The sequence below is a fragment of the Rothia sp. 88186D007BW genome (assembly GCF_053544215.1).
Genome location: NZ_JBPPTR010000001.1, coordinates 227,695 through 244,426, shown reverse-complemented (window position 1 = coordinate 244,426; position 16,732 = coordinate 227,695). Strand labels below are relative to the sequence as shown.

Here is a 16,732-nt window from a genome sequence, read left to right as displayed (position 1 = left end):
CGGACGGGCGCGGACGCCGCTGGGCAGCTAGTGGCCCCGGGAAAGAGAGGGGGCGGTTGGCGTCCTCAAAAAATCTCCTGCAAAAAGCTCCCAAACTGCGCTTAAAAACTTCATCAAATCGTGACCTTGCCGGTAGCCTAAAAGAATGAAGGTTTTGGTATTGGGCCCTGGCGGTCGTGAACACGCAATTATCCGAGCACTCCTCAAAGATTCAGCAGTAACTGAGGTGCACTCAGCACCCGGTAACGCGGGCATCGCACAAGATGTCCCCGTGCATGCTATCGATGCAAATAACCCCCAAGCAGCTCTTGCCCTGGCACAGGAGCTAGTTGCTGATTTGGTCGTCATCGGCCCTGAAGCTCCCCTGGTCGCCGGTGTCTCAGATACCCTGCGTGAAGCGGGCTTCCCCGTCTTTGGCCCCTCGAAGGCTGCTGCCCTGCTTGAAGGTTCTAAGGCTTTCGCTAAGGAGGTCATGGCTAGCGCCGATGTGCCTACCGCAATGGCCAAGGTAGCTACCAACCGTGCAGAGGCAGAAGAGGCCCTGAATACCTTTGGTGCCCCCTATGTGGTGAAGGATGACGGCTTGGCTGCCGGTAAGGGCGTCGTTGTCACCGAAGATTTCGATGCTGCCCTGGCTCACGCTGAATCATGTTTTACCGCTGGCGGCACTGTGGTCATCGAAGAGTACCTGGATGGCCCCGAAGTTTCCCTCTTTGTGATTTCTGATGGCAGAACCTGCCTGCCCCTTTCACCTGCCCAGGACTTCAAGCGTATTTTCGATAACGATGAAGGCCCCAACACCGGCGGTATGGGTGCTTACACCCCCCTTCCTTGGCTGCCTGAAGGTTTCGTTGAAGAAGTCATTGAGCGCGTAGCCCAGCCCACCGTTGATGAGATGGCCCGCCGTGGCACTCCTTTTGTGGGCGTGCTTTACTGTGGTTTGGCTGCCACCTCACGCGGTATTCGCGTCATTGAATTCAACGCCCGTTTTGGCGACCCTGAAACCCAGGCCGTGCTGGCCCGCCTGCGCACCCCCCTCAGTGGCGTGCTAATGGCTGCTGCCAAGGGCGAATTGCCTGCTGACCTCACTTTAGACTGGGACCCCCGCACCGCTGTTGACGTGGTCATGGCCGCAGAGAACTACCCTGAGACCCCTCGTAAGGGTGACGCTATTACCGGTCTTGACGCTGCTAACCAGCGTGAGAACGTGCATGTAGATCACGCCGGTACCACCGTCGATGGTGAGCACATCGTCACCGCCGGTGGCCGTGTGCTTGCTGTTGTTGCTCTGGGCCAGAACCTTATTGAGGCCCGCGAAGCTGCTTACGCTGGCGTGCGCGATATTAGCTGGGAAGGTGCTCAGTACCGCTCAGATATTGCCCTTGCTGCTGCTGAGAATCGTATCCAGATTCCTGCCCAGAAATAATTTTCTGTGACTGCCCGCCGCCTTTGCGGAGGGCAGTCACTTCTATCATTGCCCCACAACCCCACCTGCACACTCCCAGGAGAAAACCATGAGCCATACTCCCGTAGATATTCCCGGTTGGAAGCACGTATATTCCGGCAAGGTGCGCGACCTCTACATCCCCGATGAAGACACCCAGGACGTAACCGGCCTGAACGTCAAGGACGACGCCGAACTGCGTGCCGGGTCCGTCATGGTAGTTGCCTCCGACCGTATCAGCGCCTTTGACCAGGTGCTACCCACCGAAATCCCCGATAAGGGTAAGATCCTGACCCAGATGTCCCTCTGGTGGTTTGAGCAGCTCAAAGGCGTGCCTAACCATGTGCTTTCTACCGACGTTCCTGAGGTCGTAGCTGGCCGTGCCATGATCTGTAAGTCCCTCAACATGTTCCCCGTTGAGTGCATCGTTCGCGGTTACCTGACCGGATCAGGCCTAGAAGCCTACCGCAAGACCGGTAAGGTCAACGAATTTGAGCTACCTGTCGGTTTGGTTGATGGTTCCCGCCTGGAGCCTGCCCTTTTCACTCCCACCGGCAAGGCTGAGGTGGGTGAACATGATGAGCCCATTACCCGTGAAGAGCTTGACGCTGAGGTGGGTGAAGCTATCGCTGACCGTTTGCAGGAGCTGACCCTCTACGTCTACGAAACTGCTGAGAAGATTGCCCGTGAGCGCGGCATCATTCTGGCTGATACCAAGATTGAGTTCGGCACCGATTCTTACCGCGGTGAAATCACCCTGGGCGATGAGGTTCTGACCCCCGATTCCTCCCGTTTCTGGGATGCGGAGGACTACGAGCCTGGCCGCGCCCAGGCGTCCTTTGATAAGCAGTATGTGCGCGACTGGCTCAAGAGTGAGGAGTCAGGCTGGGACGGTACCGGCCCTGTTCCTGAGCTTCCGGCCGATGTGGTTGAGAAGACCCGTGCCCGCTACGTGGAGGCCTACGAGCGTTTGACCGGGCAGAAGTTCCAGGCTTAAGCCTGACCGGTGCGCACTTTTTGGTGGTACTCATAGTGGGCTGCCCCAATTTCTGAGAGTGCGTAGAACCAACGGACGTGCTCAGCGACTGTTCGCTGGGCACGTTCTGCGTCTCCTGCTATGACAGCTGCATAGATTGCCCGGTGCTGGTCTTGAAGTTCTCGCTTGGTTGCCTGCCAGTCTTCCAGGTAGGGTACGGCCTCTTGTACGTAGCCCACGGTGGCTAGGTGGAGAGAGTCGATGACGGTGTCCATGACGATATTGCCGCCGAGCGATGAAATTTCGTAGTGGAAGCGGGTGTCACAGAAGTGGAAACGCTCGTCGCTCATGCCGGTGTGGTCCATTTCTTCAAGGTAGCGCCGTGCCCTTGTTAAGGACGCGGCGTGGCTGGGGTGGTGGGCAACATCGGCTGCCCGGGCGGCAGCTTCACCTTCCAGTAGGACGCGGGTGCTGACAATATCTGCAACGGGCAGGGTGCGGGTGGCAATGTGCATGCGCAGAGCCCAGCCTAGGGCGTCAGAGGGTTCTGAAACAACTACGGCACCAGCTTTAGGGCCTGAGCCTACCCCTGAGTGGATAAGACCTACTGCGGAGAGGATGCGCAGGGCTTCGCGTACTGAGGCCCGCGAGATCTTGTATTCCTCTGCCAGTGACCGTTCGCCTGGAAGCCGGTCGCCTAGGCGGAGCTGGCCGTGGCGTAGCCGGTATTCGATGGATTCGAGCAGGGCGGTATAGGTGGGCGCTTTTTCTTTCATGCTCAGTCTTTCCGGGGCGGTGGGGTAGGTCTTGAGGCGGTAGCTAGAGGCTTATCTGACGGGGGAGTGTGGGCTGGGGGAGTGTGGGCTGAGGTGTGCCCCTGGTGTGTTGGTGGTATAAGAAGGGGCGGTGCAGCTCCGACGTAAGGTTACGTTGGGAGCTGCACCGCCCGTATGTTTACCAGTGAGTCATAGCTGAATCTGCTGGTGTTTAGTGGCCGCCTACATAGGGTTCAATCATCAGGCCTGAGAAGACGGTAGCCTGCAGAAGAACCAGTACACAGACTGCAATCAGCAAGATGAAGGACCAGCTCAGTACTGACTTGAAGATCTCTGATTCTTTACCTTCCATATTGACCGAGGTAGCGGCAATAGCAAGGGACTGAGGTGAAATCATCTTACCGACCACACCACCGGAGGTGTTGGCTGCCAGCATGAGCTCGGGGTGGGCACCGGTCATACCGTTAGCTTGCAGGTGCTCAGCGGCGGTGACCTGGAGCTTGGAGAAGAGGGCGTTGGCTGAGGTGTCAGAGCCGGTGACGGCGGTACCTACCCAGCCCAGGACGGGGGCCAGGAAGGCGTAGGCGACACCCAGGGAGGCTACATATTCGCCGATGGCAACGGTCTGGCCGGAGTAGTTCATGACGAAGGCCAGGGCCAGAACCAGGGCGATGGTGGCAGCTGACCAGCGCATCTTGTAGGCTACTCGACCAATTTCTGCCAGGGCATCGCCCATGGCCAGCTTGTACTTGCCGTTTTCGTTGAAGATGGCGTAGAGGATGGCAACGAGCAGACCTGAGATGAGCAGGTAGGTGCCGGGGTTAGCTAACCAAGCCCACTTGTAGACGGAGTCTACCGGGGTGCCGTTAGCCTGGAGCAGGCGGTCCTCCAGCAGGGGCATGTGGAACTCGACCACGGTGGTCTTGAGCCAGTTAACCAGCGGGGTGTAGAGGTTGGCGATACCGAAGATGATGACGACAACCAGGTAGGGCATAAGAGCCATCCAGATGCGGCGGCCGGGCAGGTGTTCTGCTTCGGCCGGTGCGGTGATGCCGTAGCGCTCGCGCACGCCTGCCACACCGCGGGGCTTGACGAAGCGGAGGAAGACGACTGCTGCAGCGATGGAGACGATGCAGGCGATGACGTCGGTGAGCTGGTAGACGAAGTAAGTAGCGGCCCACCACTGAGCGACGGAGAAGGAGAGGCCGATGACCGCTGCGTGCATCCAGGCGTCCTTGAGGCCCTTTATGCCATCAAGAATCCAGAGCAGGATGAAGGGGACGAAGAAGGCGATGAAGGGTGCCTGGTGGCCGACGATTGCTGCGATGGCTGCGGAGTCTTTGCCGCCGACTTCACCTGCGGTGGTGATGGGGATTGCTACTGCGCCGAAGGCTACCGGGGCGGTGTTGGCGATGAGGACGGTGGTTGCTGCCTTGAGGGGCTTGACGCCTAGTGCCAGGATCATGGTTGCAGTAATTGCTACGGGGGCACCGAAGCCTGCGAGGGCTTCGAGCAGACCGCCGAAGCAGAAAGCGATAAGGATGGCTTGGATGCGTAGGTCGCCGCCGCCGATGAGGTCGAAGGTGCGGCGCAGGTCTTCAAAGCGGCCTGAGAGGACGGTGACCTGGTAGAACCAGATGGCCATGAGGATTACCCAGACGATGGGGAAGAGGCCGTAGATGCCGCCGCGGAAGGCGGACATGCCTGCCAAATCCCAGGGCATGCCGAAGCCGAAGACTGCGACGAGTAGGGCTACGACCAGGGAGACAAGGCCGGCGACGTGGGCGCGGGCCTTGAAGCCGAGCAGCATAATAAAGAATGCCAACAGCGGTAGGGATGAGACGAGGGCGCTGAGCCCTAGGCTCCCTCCTACAGCGTCGGTTACAGCGGTGTAAGTATTTTCCACCGTATTCTCCTTAGGGATGTGTGGTGTGGCCGGGCGCCACATCTGTGGGACGCTTGGCACAAAAAAATAGGGGTCTCACCTTCTATGGTCAGACCATTGAATTTCGAGGTCTACGTTACATGATGCAGCTCACTTACGCCAAGCTGGGCTGATAAATAGTTGCAGTATTTTTTCGCCCCTGCGATTAAGTGGGTTTAAGCAGGGGGGCGTGTGTTTTTGTGTGGGTGTATGGGTGCTTATGTTGCTCCACACCCGGGCGGACGCTGGTCTCTAGGGCTGAATGCTCCCCGATTTTTCGGTGTGGTCAGACCGCTATATTATTTGCACAGGAAAATATGACCTATTCAAAGTAACGTAATACAGGCCTCATCGTGTTAAATGAATGAAGAGGAAAAGAATCTAACAGGTCCCTCCCGCCCCCTACTCACCCGCCCGGCCACTGGCGTCCGCGCACCCTGAGCAGTAGAGGAGAGACAGGTTCCCCATGCCACCTACAAGAAGAGAGAACCAACATGCGTGTCGCACTGTTTTCCACGTGCATCGTCGACGCAATGTACCCCAAGGTAGCTAAGGCTACCGTTGATATTCTGGAGCGTCTTGGCCACGAGGTCGTCTTCCCGCAGGGTCAGACCTGCTGCTCCCAGATGCACGTCAACTCGGGCTACTTCGACGACGCCTACCCCATCGTCAAAACCCACGTACAGGCCTTTGAAGAATGGGACTTCGACGCTATCGTTGCCCCCTCAGGCTCCTGTGTAGCCTCCCTGGGCCACCAGCAGCCCATGATTGCAGAGCGTGCAGGCGACGAGGCCACCGCCCGCGCTGCAACCTCACTAGCCGCCCGCTCCTTCGAACTCTCCCAGTTCCTCATCGACGTCTGCGGCATCACTAACGCCGCAGAACAGCTAGGCTCCTACTTCCCCCAGAAGGTCACCTACCACTCCTCCTGTCACGGTATGCGCCTCCTCGGCTTGGGCACCCGCCAAGAAGATCTGATCCGCACCGTTGAAGGCCTGGAATACACCCGCATCGACGGGCTTGACCAGTGCTGTGGCTTCGGTGGCACCTTCTCCTTCAAGAACGCAGACACCTCCGGGGCCATGGTCAACGACAAGGTCGAGAACATTGAAGCAACCGGAGCCTCCGTCTGCACCGGTGGCGACTCATCCTGCCTAATGAACATCGGCGGGGCGCTCTCCCGCAAGAAATCACCCGTGCAAACCCTCCACTTTGCAGAGATTCTTGCATCCACCAAGGAAAACCCGCTCACCGTCACCGGTCCCGTAGCTGTTACCGCAGGAGGTAAGTAAAGCCATGTCCACCACCGCACTCGGTATGCCCAAGGTCCGCCACGGCGTCGGTAACATCTTTGAATTCGAGCCCTTCCCCGAATACGCAGAGAAGGAACTCCAGAACGAGCAGCTACGCGCCAACCTGGGCTTTGCCACCCACAAGATCCGCGATAAGCGCGCTGCTGTCATCTCAGAACTCTCTGACTGGCAGGATCTGCGCACCGCAGGTTCCATGATTAAACAAAAAGTCATGGCCAACCTCGACACCTACCTCCAGGAATTCGAAAAGAACTTCACCGCCCGCGGCGGCCATGTCCACTGGGCCCGCGACGCTAACGAAGCCAACGAAATCGCCCTCAAACTCATTCAGGCTGAAGGCGTCACCGAGGTCAACAAAATCAAGTCAATGGCCACCGCCGAGACCGGCCTCAACGAGTTCCTAGAAGAGCACGGCATCTACGCCATCGAAACCGACCTGGCCGAAGAGATCGTGCAGCTAGGCGATAACGACCGCCCCTCCCACATTCTGGTGCCCGCAATTCACCGCAACCGCACCGAAATTCGCGACATCTTCCTCAAGAAGATTGAGGGCGTAGACCCCAACCTCAGCAACGACCCCTCAGAACTGGCGGACGCCTCCCGCTACCGTCTGCGTGAAAAGTTCCTGACCAACAAGGTCGCTGTCTCCGGCGTGAACTTCGGTATCGCCGAAACTGGCACCATGACCATCGTAGAATCTGAGGGTAACGGCCGCATGTGCCTGACCCTGCCCGATACCCTCATTACCTTCATGGGCATCGAAAAACTCCTGCCGACCCTGCAGGACCTTGAGGTCTTCACCCAGTTGCTGCCCCGCTCATCCACCGGTGAGCGCATGAACCCCTACACCTCCATGTGGACCGGTGTAACCCCCGGCGATGGCCCCCAGAACCTGCATGTTATCCTCATGGACAACGGCCGTACCGCAGCCCTAGCAGACCAGGTAGGCCGCCAGGCCCTGCACTGCATCCGCTGTTCAGCCTGCATGAACGTCTGCCCTGTCTACGAACGCGCAGGTGGCCACGCCTACGGTTCCACCTACCCCGGCCCTATCGGTGCGATTCTCTCACCCCAGCTCGGCGGTATCGAGAACCAGTACAACTCCACCCTGCCCTACGCCTCCTCCCTCTGCGGCGCCTGCTATGAGGCCTGCCCCGTCAAAATCAACATTCCTGACGTGCTGGTTCACCTGCGCGGCAAGGCTGTTGACCACGAAAAAGCCCAGGGCGAATTCGCTGGCGGTAAGAAAGACCGCCACGTGCAGATGGACGCCATGATGTTCACGGCCAAGAAGCTCTTCAGCTCAGGTGCACTCATGGGCCTAGCCACCAAGGGCCTGCCCGCCTCCAAACTCATTACCGGTAAGAAGGGCAAAATCACTAAGCTGCCCGGTATCGTTGGCGGCTGGACCGAATACCGTGACATCCCCGCACCCCCCAAGACCTCCTTCCGCAATGAGTGGAAGAAGGAACGCGGCCCCGCACCCAAACGCGTAGGTGGTGCACGCGTGGACCTTCAGGCTGTCATCGCCGCTAACCAGGCCAAGCTGGCAGAAGCCCACGCCAACGCCGAAGCCGCTAACCCCATCGCCCCCAAGGAGGCCAACTAATGTCTGATGCAAAAGCAGAAATCCTGGGCCGCATCCGCGCCTCCCTCTGGGACAACCCCCAGCCGGCTGAGCCCGTCCGCGCCTACCGCCGCCAAAGCGACAAGGGCACCGAAGAAATCATCGAGATGCTGGTAGACCGCCTAATCGACTACAAGGCAAACGTCTACCACGAAACCGAAGAGACCATCGCCGCCCGTGTGGGGCAGCTGCTAGGTAAGTCTGCCCGCTACGTGGTGCCTACCGGACTCAAGACCGAATGGCTACCTGAAGATACTGCTGCCCGCTCCCGCGTGGTTGACTCCGGTAACGCCCAGAAGCCCGGTGCTCTCTCCGTTCGGGAACTGGACGCAATTGACGCTGTGGTGACCTCCTCAACCGTCTCATGCGCTGAGACTGGCACTATCGCCCTGAACAGCACTGAGGCCGAAGGACGCCGAGCCATCACCCTGGTGCCTGACCACCACATCTGCGTGGTGCCCGTTGATACCATTGTGGAGCTGATTCCTGAGACGGTGGCTCGTCTGAACTTCGATAAGCCCGTCACTTGGATTTCAGGCCCCTCAGCGACCTCAGACATTGAGCTGATTCGTGTTGAAGGTGTGCACGGGCCCCGAACCCTGGACGTCATTATCCTCAAGTAGGCTACCTGCCTTCCCATGGCAGAAGGGCCTCTACCTTTGGGCTTTTCCCCGTGAGCCGTGTTGACCACAGACCCGGCTCATGGGGAAGAGTTCTTTAAAAGAAGCCTCTGCCGTGAAGGCCCTTCGTCGGCTGAAAGTAGAAATATTACTGGCTGCTTTCTCAGGAACTGCTAGGCTAAAGCAGTATCTGTTGAGGAGTATTGCGTGACTGACCTAAAGAAGGCAGGCCGTGTCATCGGCATTGACCTGGCCCGGTGTGCTGCCCTAATCAGCATGTTCATCGCCCAGACGGCTCCTAGCGGTGGGCCCGGTGGCGTATTAAACCTGAGCGAATTTCTTGCTGCCCCCCTCTTTGCCTTTTTACTAGGGGCCGGGGCCTTATATTCGTCTCAGCGGATGAGCTTCCCCGCTCTCTTTGCCTCATCGGTAGTGCGAGCTATCGCCCTAATCGCTCTAGGCCTCTACATTGGAACTTGGGGTGCCCAGGTAGATATTGTGCTGGAATACCTGGGGCTGTTGAGCCTGCTCATGGCCCCGCTAGTCTTCCTGCCTTCGTGGGTGCTGATTATCCTGGCTGTAGGTAGCTGGTGGTTCGCCGCGTCCGCCCGAACCTTTTTCCAGCCCCAGGCTATCCAAGCCGCTATGGAGGGCAGCTATACCGCCTACCTCTATGAGTGGATGTTCACCGGCTATAACTACCAGGTCTTTACCCTGCTGGCCTATGCCTGCATAGGCGCTGTGCTCGCCGCCTTAATTGAGTGCTGGGGTGTTTGGGGTGATGTGGCCCTGGCTCTTCTCGGTAGCCTGGTTACCGGTGGCCTTTTCTGGTACTCCCGCTTTGCTGTGGCAGAATTCTTACCCTATACCTCCAGCCGCTTAGAGATTGCCTTTAGCCTGGCAGCCTGCCTAGCTACCCTTGGGTGGTGTTGCCTGCTGGCGCGTACCCTCGCCGGACGGGAACACCTGGCCGGTGCCCTGCTGGGGGCTGGGCGTATGACCCTTTCCCTCTATGTGCTTCAGATTGCTGTTCTGGCCCTCTACTCCAACTACGCTCCCACCTACGGGCTACCTGCCGCCGATGACTCCTGGGCCATGATGGTCGGCCTCATTCTCGGTGCCCTGCTCTTTGCCTGGGTATGGCAACGCCTGCTGGGGTACACCGTCCTGGGCCGGGGCCCGCTAGAGACTCCTTTAGCTTGGGTCTCTGGAAGAAGCTAGACTCTCAGCATGCATCATTTTTCGTCAGAAACCGGCCCTGTTAGAACTGGTTCCTCTTCATGCTCCTGGGGGCAGATTACCCTGGCTGTCCTGCTGACCCTGGCCTGGCTTGCCGTGGCAGGTATCGGCGGGCCCTACTTCGGCAAAATCTCTGAGGTCTCGACCAATTCCCAGACTGACTTTTTGCCCGCCTCTGCCGAATCTACCCAGGTGGTAGAGCAGCAGGGCGACTTCCTGGGTACCGACGCGGTGCCCGCCATTCTCGTCTTTGAAGCAGACGGCTCCTTCACCGACTCCCACCAGACCTACCTGGAGGGCCTGACCGACCAGCTGGCGGCGTCCGGAACCTTCACCGGTGAAAGCTCCCCCGTGATTTACTCTGAGGACGGCCGGGCGGCAGAACTCATTCTCCCTATCTCCACTGATCTTGAAACCCGAGAGGTCGTTGACGGTATCCGGGCAGAGATAGCCCAGGCCCCCAAGGGACTTACCGGCTACGTGACAGGTCCGGCTGGTTTCTCTGCTGACCTGGTTGAAGCCTTTGGCGGTATCGATGGCATCCTGCTAGCGGTGGCCCTCATTGTGGTCTTTGTGATTCTGCTGGTGGTCTACCGCTCACCCCTGCTGCCCATCATCGTGCTGATGAGCTCCATGGTTGCTCTCTCTGGCGCTATCTTCGTCATCTGGCACATGGCCAATGCAGGCTGGGTCATGATCAACGGCCAAGTGCAGGGTATTCTGCTGATTCTAGTGGTGGGCGCTGCCACCGACTACTCCCTGCTCTATGTAGCCCGCTACCGTGAGGCGCTGACCCAGTACACCTCCCGCTGGGAAGCAACCCGAGCTGCCTGGCGGGGTTCCCTCGAACCGATCCTGGCCTCCGGTGGCACGGTAATTGCCGGCCTGCTCTGCCTGCTGCTCTCTGAGCTGTCGTCTAACAAGGCTCTGGGGCCCGTGGCTGCTACCGGTATCGTGCTGTCGATGCTGGCCTCGCTCACCTTCCTGCCCGCCGTCCTTGCCCTGCTGGGCAGGGCTGCCTTCTGGCCCGCCCGCCCCCGCTACTCATCTGAAGTCAAAGACGCCTCCGCCGGCTTCTGGGCTAAAATTGCAGCTTTCGTCTCGTCTAGGCCTCGCACGGTCTGGCTGGTCACCGCCCTGGTGCTGGCTATCTTCGCGGGCTTCTCGGCCACCTTCCAGGCTAACGGTGTGCGCCAGTCCGACCTGGTGCTAGGGGAATCCCAGGCTAGAGACGGCCAGAACGTGCTCGCGGAACACTTCCCCGGCGGTTCCGGTTCACCGGCTAACGTCATTATTCCCGCAAGCGAGCAGGACGATGCCGTGGCAGCCCTCGATGCTCTAGACGGGGTAAGCTCCATTACCGCTGTTGCTCAAGACTCACCTGCCGGTAGCGTGCCGGTGGGTGCGTCCGCTCAGTCCGCCCCGCCCGTTTTTGCCGGTATCAGCCCCACCGAAGTTGAGGGGCGCATCATGCTCCAGGTAACCCTGGCTGACCCTGCTGACTCACCGGAAGCAGAAGAAACCGTGCGCCAGATGCGTGAGAGCCTGTCCAATGCAGCTCCCGGATCCCTGGTGGGCGGAACCACCGCCTCTGACCTCGATACCATTGACAGCGCCCAGCGCGACCGGGCCCTAATTATCCCGGTAGTGCTGGTCGTTATCACCCTGATTCTGATGGTTCTACTGCGCTCAATTCTGGCACCGCTGATCCTGGTGGCTGCCACGGTGCTGTCTTATCTCACCGCTCTCGGTGTTTCAGCCCTGGTCTTCAACCACGTTTTCAATTTTCCCGGTGCTGACCCCACCGTGCCCCTCTACGGGTTTGTCTTCCTAGTCGCTCTGGGTATTGACTACACCATCTTCCTGATGACCCGCGTGAGAGAAGAAGCCCTGCATCAGGGAACCAAGAGCGGCCTGCGAACCGCCCTGGTAGCAACTGGCGGTGTGATCACCTCAGCCGGTATCGTTCTGGCGGCCACCTTCGCAGCCCTGGGCGTTATCCCGCTGATTTTCCTAGTCCAGCTAGCCTTCATAGTCGCATTCGGTGTGCTTCTCGATGCCACCGTGGTACGGGCCTTGCTCATACCGGCACTTGTTGAAGACCTGGGCAAGAAAATCTGGTGGCCCTCGCGGCTCTCCCGCTAAGGCCTTAGCACAGAGCCTATCTCGCCGGGTGAAGCCACCTGCCATGCCTATAGAGAAGGGGCCTCCCTGTTCTACAGGGAGGCCCCAATTTCTTGAGTTGAGCTGGCTTAGGCGGCCAGGAATGTGAGGTAGCTGGTAACGAACTTATCAAAGTTCTTCTGCTGTTCTTGATCTAGTTCCAGATTGCCGGTGCCCCAGGCCTCTGCTGGGATGCGGATGCCCAGGCCTTGGTCTTCTATGAGGTGAGCGCGTACGTAGGGAATCAGGTCGCGCAGACTCTCAAGCACATATTTGCCGTAAGAAGAGTTAGCCGCCGAGGCGATACCGACCTTTTTGCACTGTAGAACGGTGGGGGTGTTTTTATCTCCTAGGCTCTCTGGCCGTGAGGCCCAGTCGATAAGATTTTTTAGACGGGCTGGGTAGGAGCCGTTGTATTCAGGGGAAACCACAATCAGGCCGGCTGCATGAGCGATGTCGGCTCGAAGCTGTGTGACGGGTGCAGGTGTGGGGAACTCTGAATTTTGGCTCAGTAGGGGGACGGCTGAGTAATCGTAGACTTCTGCTGGCTGGCCTTCATGTTTGAGGGCGTTAGCGAGGTGTTGAGCTAACTGGGTGTTGAATGAGCCTTGCCGGTCCGAGCCTGAGATGATGAGAACTTTTTGTGGCATGATGTGCCCTTCCCTGTCTGCATTTTTCTTCAGACTATACTCAAAAAACTTTACACAACAAGCATTTGTGACGCGGTGTGACAACCTGCAATAAAAAGAGCAAGAAAAAACCGCCCCCGGCATCAGCCAGAGACGGTTTCGCTTGGTCGGGATGACAGGATTTGAACCTGCGGCCTCGTCGTCCCGAACGACGCGCGCTACCAAGCTGCGCCACATCCCGATTGTTGCGCATAACAACCTCTCAAGTATAGCGCGGCAGTATTAACCCTGCCAAATTACCCCGCCTTAGCCCTCGGGGCGGTTATTCTCCTCCCAAGCCCGAGCCATCGCTGCAAAGCGTCCGCCCGCCTGCACCAGAGCAGCAGGTGAACCATCCTCCACCACCTGCCCCTCCGAAACCACCAGCACCCGGTCAGCCGTCAGCACCGTCGAAAGACGGTGGGCAATCACCACAGAAGTACGCCCCTGCAACAGAGACTCCAAACCCTGCTGCACCAGCTTCTCAGTAGGAATATCAAGAGAAGCGGTAGCCTCATCCAAAATAAGGACGGCCGGGTCAGCAAGAAAAGCCCGGGCAAAAGAAATGAGCTGACGCTGCCCCGCAGAAACCCGGCCGCCGCGTTTAGAGAGGTTGGTATCAAAACCCTGCGGTAGGCCAGAAATAAAGTCATAGGCCCCCACCTTGCGGGCAGCCTCAAAGACTTCCTCATCGCTAGCAGCAGGATTGCCCAGGCGAATATTGTCAGCCACGGTGCCCTTGAAAAGGTAGGCCTCCTGGGTCACCATTACCACCTCACGGCGCAACTGCTCATCAGAAAGATCACGCACATTGACCCCATCAAGAGTCAGCCTGCCATGAGTCACATCGTAGAAGCGGGCAATGAGCTTAGCAATCGTTGACTTACCTGCACCGGTTTCACCCACCAAAGCCAAGCGCTGCCCGGCAGGAATGTCGAGATTTAGACGGTGCAGGGCGGGGCGTCCTGCAAGATACTCAAACTCCACATCCTCAAAAACCAGGTGGCCGGTGGCGGGGATCTTGCGGCGGGCCGGGTGCTCAGGCTCAGCTACCTCAGGCTCCTCAGCAAGGAACCCTGAAACCTTTTCCAGGGCAGAGACAGCAGACTGAAACATGTTGTAGTAGTCCGAGAGCATGAAAATCGGCTCAAAGACCCGGTTAGCATAAATCACCAGTGCAAGTAAGGTGCCGGCCTGCATAGAGCCACCCAAAATGGAGTAGCCCCCCACCACCAGCACGATAGCCACAAAGGTATTACCTAAGGCTTGCAGGGCAGGCATATAGGTGCCATGAACCTTGATAGTTTGCATGCCCCGAACCCTGAAGTCCTCGGCAGCCTCCGCATAGGCGGCGCGGGACTGCGCCTCAGCGCGGAAGGCCTTGACCGCACGCAAGCCGGTAAAGGTCTCAGCAAAGCGCGAGATAAGGCGGGCGGACGCCACCCGCTGGGCCCGGTAAGCCACCTCAGATTCGCGACGGAACCAGGCGGTGAGCCAGGCAACCGGGAGCATGACCACCAGCAAAGCTAACCCTGCCCGCCAATCCATGAGGCAGAGAGCCACAACGGTAAAAGAAATAGAGAGCAGCATCGCTGCTAGTTCAGAGAGGCCAGAGTCAAGGAACTGCCGAATCGTATCTAAATCGCTGGTAAGACGAGAAACAACCCGGCCTGAAGTGTAGGTGTCATGGAAGCCCACAGAGAGCTTTTGAGCCTGTTCAAACATGCGCTGACGCAGGTCAAAGAGCACCTTCTGAGAAATTTTAAAGGTGAGCAAAATATTAGTGTAAGTGGCTATACCGGCAAGGATAGCTGCCCCGATATAGAACCCCGCTAAAGTGATGGCATAGCTACTATCTCCGGCCAAAAGGGGCTCTAAGGCATCATTGATAGCCGTAGAAATCAGCCAGGGCATGGCCGTGGTCAGAGCTGTAGCCAGAATAACCAGAAAAAGAGTAAGGAAAAGGTGCCCCCGCACAGGGCGCAAGACCTCGAGTAAGAGAGCCACCGAACGGCGGCGCACGGCTTTAGCCTCACCCGCAGAGAGCTGGATTCTATCTTCTGATTCGGTGACCTGATGCCTCATCGTCCGCCCTCCTGCCCCTGGCTGTTCGCCCCCGCTGCCGGTGCCTGCCCCTGCCCGGTGAGCTGGGTATCGGCGCTCATCAAACTGCGGTAGATAGGGTTGCCCAGAAGTTCCCTATGGGGGCCCACAGCAGCTACCTGCCCCCGGTGTAAGAGGACGACCCGGTCAGCTAGAGCCACCGTAGAAGGCCTATGGGCCGTGAGCACAGTGGTGGTATCAGTCAGCTCTTCTTTCAGCAAACGCACCACCTTCTCCTCAGTTGTCACATCCAGGGCAGAGAGCGGATCATCAAGGAGCAAAACAGCAGGGCGGGCAGCAATAGCACGCGCCAAGGAAAGACGCTGACGCTGCCCACCGGAAAGACTCATACCCTCTTCACCAATGACAGTATCGACCTTTTGCGGGAGCCGATCAACAAAATCAGCGGCTGCAACAGTCAAGGCACGAGTCAGAATAGCTTCTTCCTCACCAGGAGTAAGGCCACTACGATCTACACCCAGCAAAACATTATCGCGCACGCTAGCGGAGAAGAGCAGGGGATCCTCAAAAGCAATAGCTACCTGCTCGCGAAGCTCAGGAAGGGGCAAAGAAGCGATATCTTGCCCATTCAACCTGATGCGCCCAGATGTAGGCTCATAGAGCCTTTGAATGAGCTGCAAGACAGTAGACTTACCCGACCCGGTAGAACCCACCAGGGCAATAATTTCTCCTGGCCGAATCTGCAAAGAAAAGCCTGAAAGCACCTGCTGCTCCTGCTGCCCGTAGCTGAAGGTGACGTCCTCACAATCTAAGCTAGCTGCCGTCGACCGGGGGCGCTGGCGGTGGGCAGGGAGAAGGTCAATATCTTCACCGGCCTGGCCTACCATGACCTGACGGTGACGGTCCATCGAAACACTCGATGCCAGATACATAGAAATCAGCATGCCCGAACGCTCCACCTGGGCAAAAAGGATAGTAGCCGTGGCGAAATAGCTGGTGAGCGCGCCAACGCTCAGAGAACCTGCCCCCACCAGGTGCAGACCCCACAGCAAAGCTAAACAGAGTGAAGCCCCACTGATAAGGGTGGTCTGCATACGCACCCGCCCCATAGCGCGACCCCTGGCAACCTCAAGCTCCAGCAACTCTTGGGACTCCTTGCGGAAGCCCGCCAGAGCATGCGGGCCACGCCCCAGGGCCTTAAGCACGCGCAGCCCCTGAACAGACTCTTCAACAGTAGTAGCCAAATCGCCGGTACGTTCCTGGGTGGTGCGGGTCAGGGCGCGGAAGGTCAGCACAAACCGCCAGATGCAGAAGAGGGCAAGGGGCATACTTGCTAGAAAGATGAGCCCTAGCTGCCAGGAGCCGCTGAACATGTAGAAGCTACCGACAGCTACCTGCACAGATACCGTAATAATTTGCATGAGGCCAAAAGCAGTCCAACGCCGGATAGTACCCAAATCGCCCATCGCGCGCGTAAGGAGCTGACCTGAGGGCCAGCGGTCATGGAAGGCAACAGGGAAGCGCAGCAGCCGGTCAAACAGGGCGATGCGCATGGTGTTTTCCACCGTGGCAGCAGGCTCAATGACGAGCTGGCGGCGCAGAAAAAAGAGGGCAGATTGAGCCAGCCCCAAGATGAAAACTAGGGCACCGCCTGCCCACACTGCCCCCACCGTGGGCTGGTCGGTGAGCATGGCATCGACAATCCAGCCCAGCACCTGAGGAATAGAAATCGCGATAATGGCGGCGGTCAGTGCTACAAAAAGCCCACAGACCCAGCGGGCACGAATAGGGCGCGAATACTGCCAGAGCGTGACTTCCTGTTCGGCGCGGGCACCGTAGGGAGCAGGGGGAGGTGTAGGGGCGGGGGAGACACGCAATAATCGAGATGCCATAGTAATTTATCTTACATTTGCATAGG

At 58.4% G+C, this 16,732-nt stretch carries 12 protein-coding genes and 1 tRNA gene; 7 read left to right on the top strand and 6 right to left on the bottom strand.

Annotated features, from left to right (window positions below):
• Nucleotides 1–145 precede the first annotated feature (145 nt).
• Complete coding sequence (gene purD, locus ACEE09_RS01185; RefSeq protein WP_449081309.1) at nucleotides 146–1,426, top strand: phosphoribosylamine--glycine ligase; 1,281 nt, start codon at nucleotides 146–148, stop codon at nucleotides 1,424–1,426.
• Between the two features lie 88 nt (nucleotides 1,427–1,514).
• Nucleotides 1,515–2,441, top strand: a complete 927-nt coding sequence (locus ACEE09_RS01180) for a phosphoribosylaminoimidazolesuccinocarboxamide synthase (RefSeq protein ID WP_449081307.1) — start codon at nucleotides 1,515–1,517, stop codon at nucleotides 2,439–2,441.
• Here the strand turns inward: ACEE09_RS01180 and ACEE09_RS01175 are convergent.
• Nucleotides 2,438–3,196 carry a FadR/GntR family transcriptional regulator gene (locus ACEE09_RS01175; RefSeq protein ID WP_449081305.1) on the bottom strand — a complete coding sequence of 253 codons (759 nt, stop codon included), beginning with the start codon at nucleotides 3,194–3,196 and terminating at the stop codon, nucleotides 2,438–2,440. The genes ACEE09_RS01180 and ACEE09_RS01175 overlap by 4 nt on opposite strands.
• 211 nt (nucleotides 3,197–3,407) lie before the next feature.
• Nucleotides 3,408–5,102, bottom strand: a complete 1,695-nt coding sequence (locus tag ACEE09_RS01170; protein ID WP_449081304.1) for an L-lactate permease — start codon at nucleotides 5,100–5,102, stop codon at nucleotides 3,408–3,410.
• Between the two features lie 512 nt (nucleotides 5,103–5,614).
• Here ACEE09_RS01170 and ACEE09_RS01165 point away from each other — a divergent pair.
• The 5 genes from ACEE09_RS01165 to ACEE09_RS01145 all read left to right on the top strand — a co-directional run bounded on the left by ACEE09_RS01165 (nucleotide 5,615) and on the right by ACEE09_RS01145 (nucleotide 12,064).
• The gene (locus tag ACEE09_RS01165; RefSeq protein ID WP_449081302.1) at nucleotides 5,615–6,412 is read left to right on the top strand and encodes a (Fe-S)-binding protein; all 798 of its coding nucleotides are present in this window, start codon (nucleotides 5,615–5,617) and stop codon (nucleotides 6,410–6,412) included.
• 4 nt (nucleotides 6,413–6,416) lie between these two features.
• Complete coding sequence (locus ACEE09_RS01160) at nucleotides 6,417–8,042, top strand: LutB/LldF family L-lactate oxidation iron-sulfur protein (RefSeq protein WP_449081300.1); 1,626 nt, start codon at nucleotides 6,417–6,419, stop codon at nucleotides 8,040–8,042.
• Nucleotides 8,042–8,683: a LutC/YkgG family protein gene (locus tag ACEE09_RS01155; RefSeq protein WP_449081299.1), complete on the top strand. Its 642-nt coding sequence runs from the start codon at nucleotides 8,042–8,044 to the stop codon at nucleotides 8,681–8,683. The genes ACEE09_RS01160 and ACEE09_RS01155 overlap by 1 nt, the downstream gene beginning before the upstream one ends.
• Before the next feature lie 204 nt (nucleotides 8,684–8,887).
• Nucleotides 8,888–9,901, top strand: a complete 1,014-nt coding sequence (locus tag ACEE09_RS01150) for a hypothetical protein (protein WP_449081298.1) — start codon at nucleotides 8,888–8,890, stop codon at nucleotides 9,899–9,901.
• 9 nt (nucleotides 9,902–9,910) lie between these two features.
• Nucleotides 9,911–12,064, top strand: a complete 2,154-nt coding sequence (locus ACEE09_RS01145) for an MMPL family transporter (RefSeq protein WP_449081296.1) — start codon at nucleotides 9,911–9,913, stop codon at nucleotides 12,062–12,064.
• Nucleotides 12,065–12,171: 107 nt separating this feature from the next.
• Here the strand turns inward: ACEE09_RS01145 and ACEE09_RS01140 are convergent, their stop codons facing one another.
• The 4 genes from ACEE09_RS01140 to ACEE09_RS01125 all read right to left on the bottom strand — a co-directional run bounded on the left by ACEE09_RS01140 (nucleotide 12,172) and on the right by ACEE09_RS01125 (nucleotide 16,706).
• On the bottom strand, nucleotides 12,172–12,732 hold the full coding sequence (locus ACEE09_RS01140) for an NADPH-dependent FMN reductase (RefSeq protein ID WP_449081294.1): 561 nt from the start codon (nucleotides 12,730–12,732) through the stop codon (nucleotides 12,172–12,174).
• Between the two features lie 143 nt (nucleotides 12,733–12,875).
• Nucleotides 12,876–12,952: transfer RNA gene (locus ACEE09_RS01135), tRNA-Pro, on the bottom strand.
• Nucleotides 12,953–13,017: 65 nt separating this feature from the next.
• Nucleotides 13,018–14,835 carry an ABC transporter ATP-binding protein gene (locus tag ACEE09_RS01130; protein ID WP_449081292.1) on the bottom strand — a complete coding sequence of 606 codons (1,818 nt, stop codon included), beginning with the start codon at nucleotides 14,833–14,835 and terminating at the stop codon, nucleotides 13,018–13,020.
• Nucleotides 14,832–16,706: an ABC transporter ATP-binding protein gene (locus tag ACEE09_RS01125; protein WP_449081290.1), complete on the bottom strand. Its 1,875-nt coding sequence runs from the start codon at nucleotides 16,704–16,706 to the stop codon at nucleotides 14,832–14,834. Before ACEE09_RS01125 ends, ACEE09_RS01130 begins: the two co-directional genes overlap by 4 nt.
• Between the last annotated feature and the right edge of the window lie 26 nt (nucleotides 16,707–16,732).

Coding starts and splice junctions, on each gene's coding strand:
- ACEE09_RS01145 (WP_449081296.1), top strand. CDS start 9,911: ATGCATCATTTTTCGTCAGAAACCGGCCCTGTTAGAACTGGTTCCTCT.
- ACEE09_RS01165 (WP_449081302.1), top strand. CDS start 5,615: ATGCGTGTCGCACTGTTTTCCACGTGCATCGTCGACGCAATGTACCCC.
- ACEE09_RS01155 (WP_449081299.1), top strand. CDS start 8,042: ATGTCTGATGCAAAAGCAGAAATCCTGGGCCGCATCCGCGCCTCCCTC.
- ACEE09_RS01160 (WP_449081300.1), top strand. CDS start 6,417: ATGTCCACCACCGCACTCGGTATGCCCAAGGTCCGCCACGGCGTCGGT.
- ACEE09_RS01175 (WP_449081305.1), bottom strand. CDS start 3,196: ATGAAAGAAAAAGCGCCCACCTATACCGCCCTGCTCGAATCCATCGAA.
- ACEE09_RS01140 (WP_449081294.1), bottom strand. CDS start 12,732: ATGCCACAAAAAGTTCTCATCATCTCAGGCTCGGACCGGCAAGGCTCA.
- ACEE09_RS01125 (WP_449081290.1), bottom strand. CDS start 16,706: ATGGCATCTCGATTATTGCGTGTCTCCCCCGCCCCTACACCTCCCCCT.
- purD (WP_449081309.1), top strand. CDS start 146: ATGAAGGTTTTGGTATTGGGCCCTGGCGGTCGTGAACACGCAATTATC.
- ACEE09_RS01130 (WP_449081292.1), bottom strand. CDS start 14,835: ATGAGGCATCAGGTCACCGAATCAGAAGATAGAATCCAGCTCTCTGCG.
- ACEE09_RS01180 (WP_449081307.1), top strand. CDS start 1,515: ATGAGCCATACTCCCGTAGATATTCCCGGTTGGAAGCACGTATATTCC.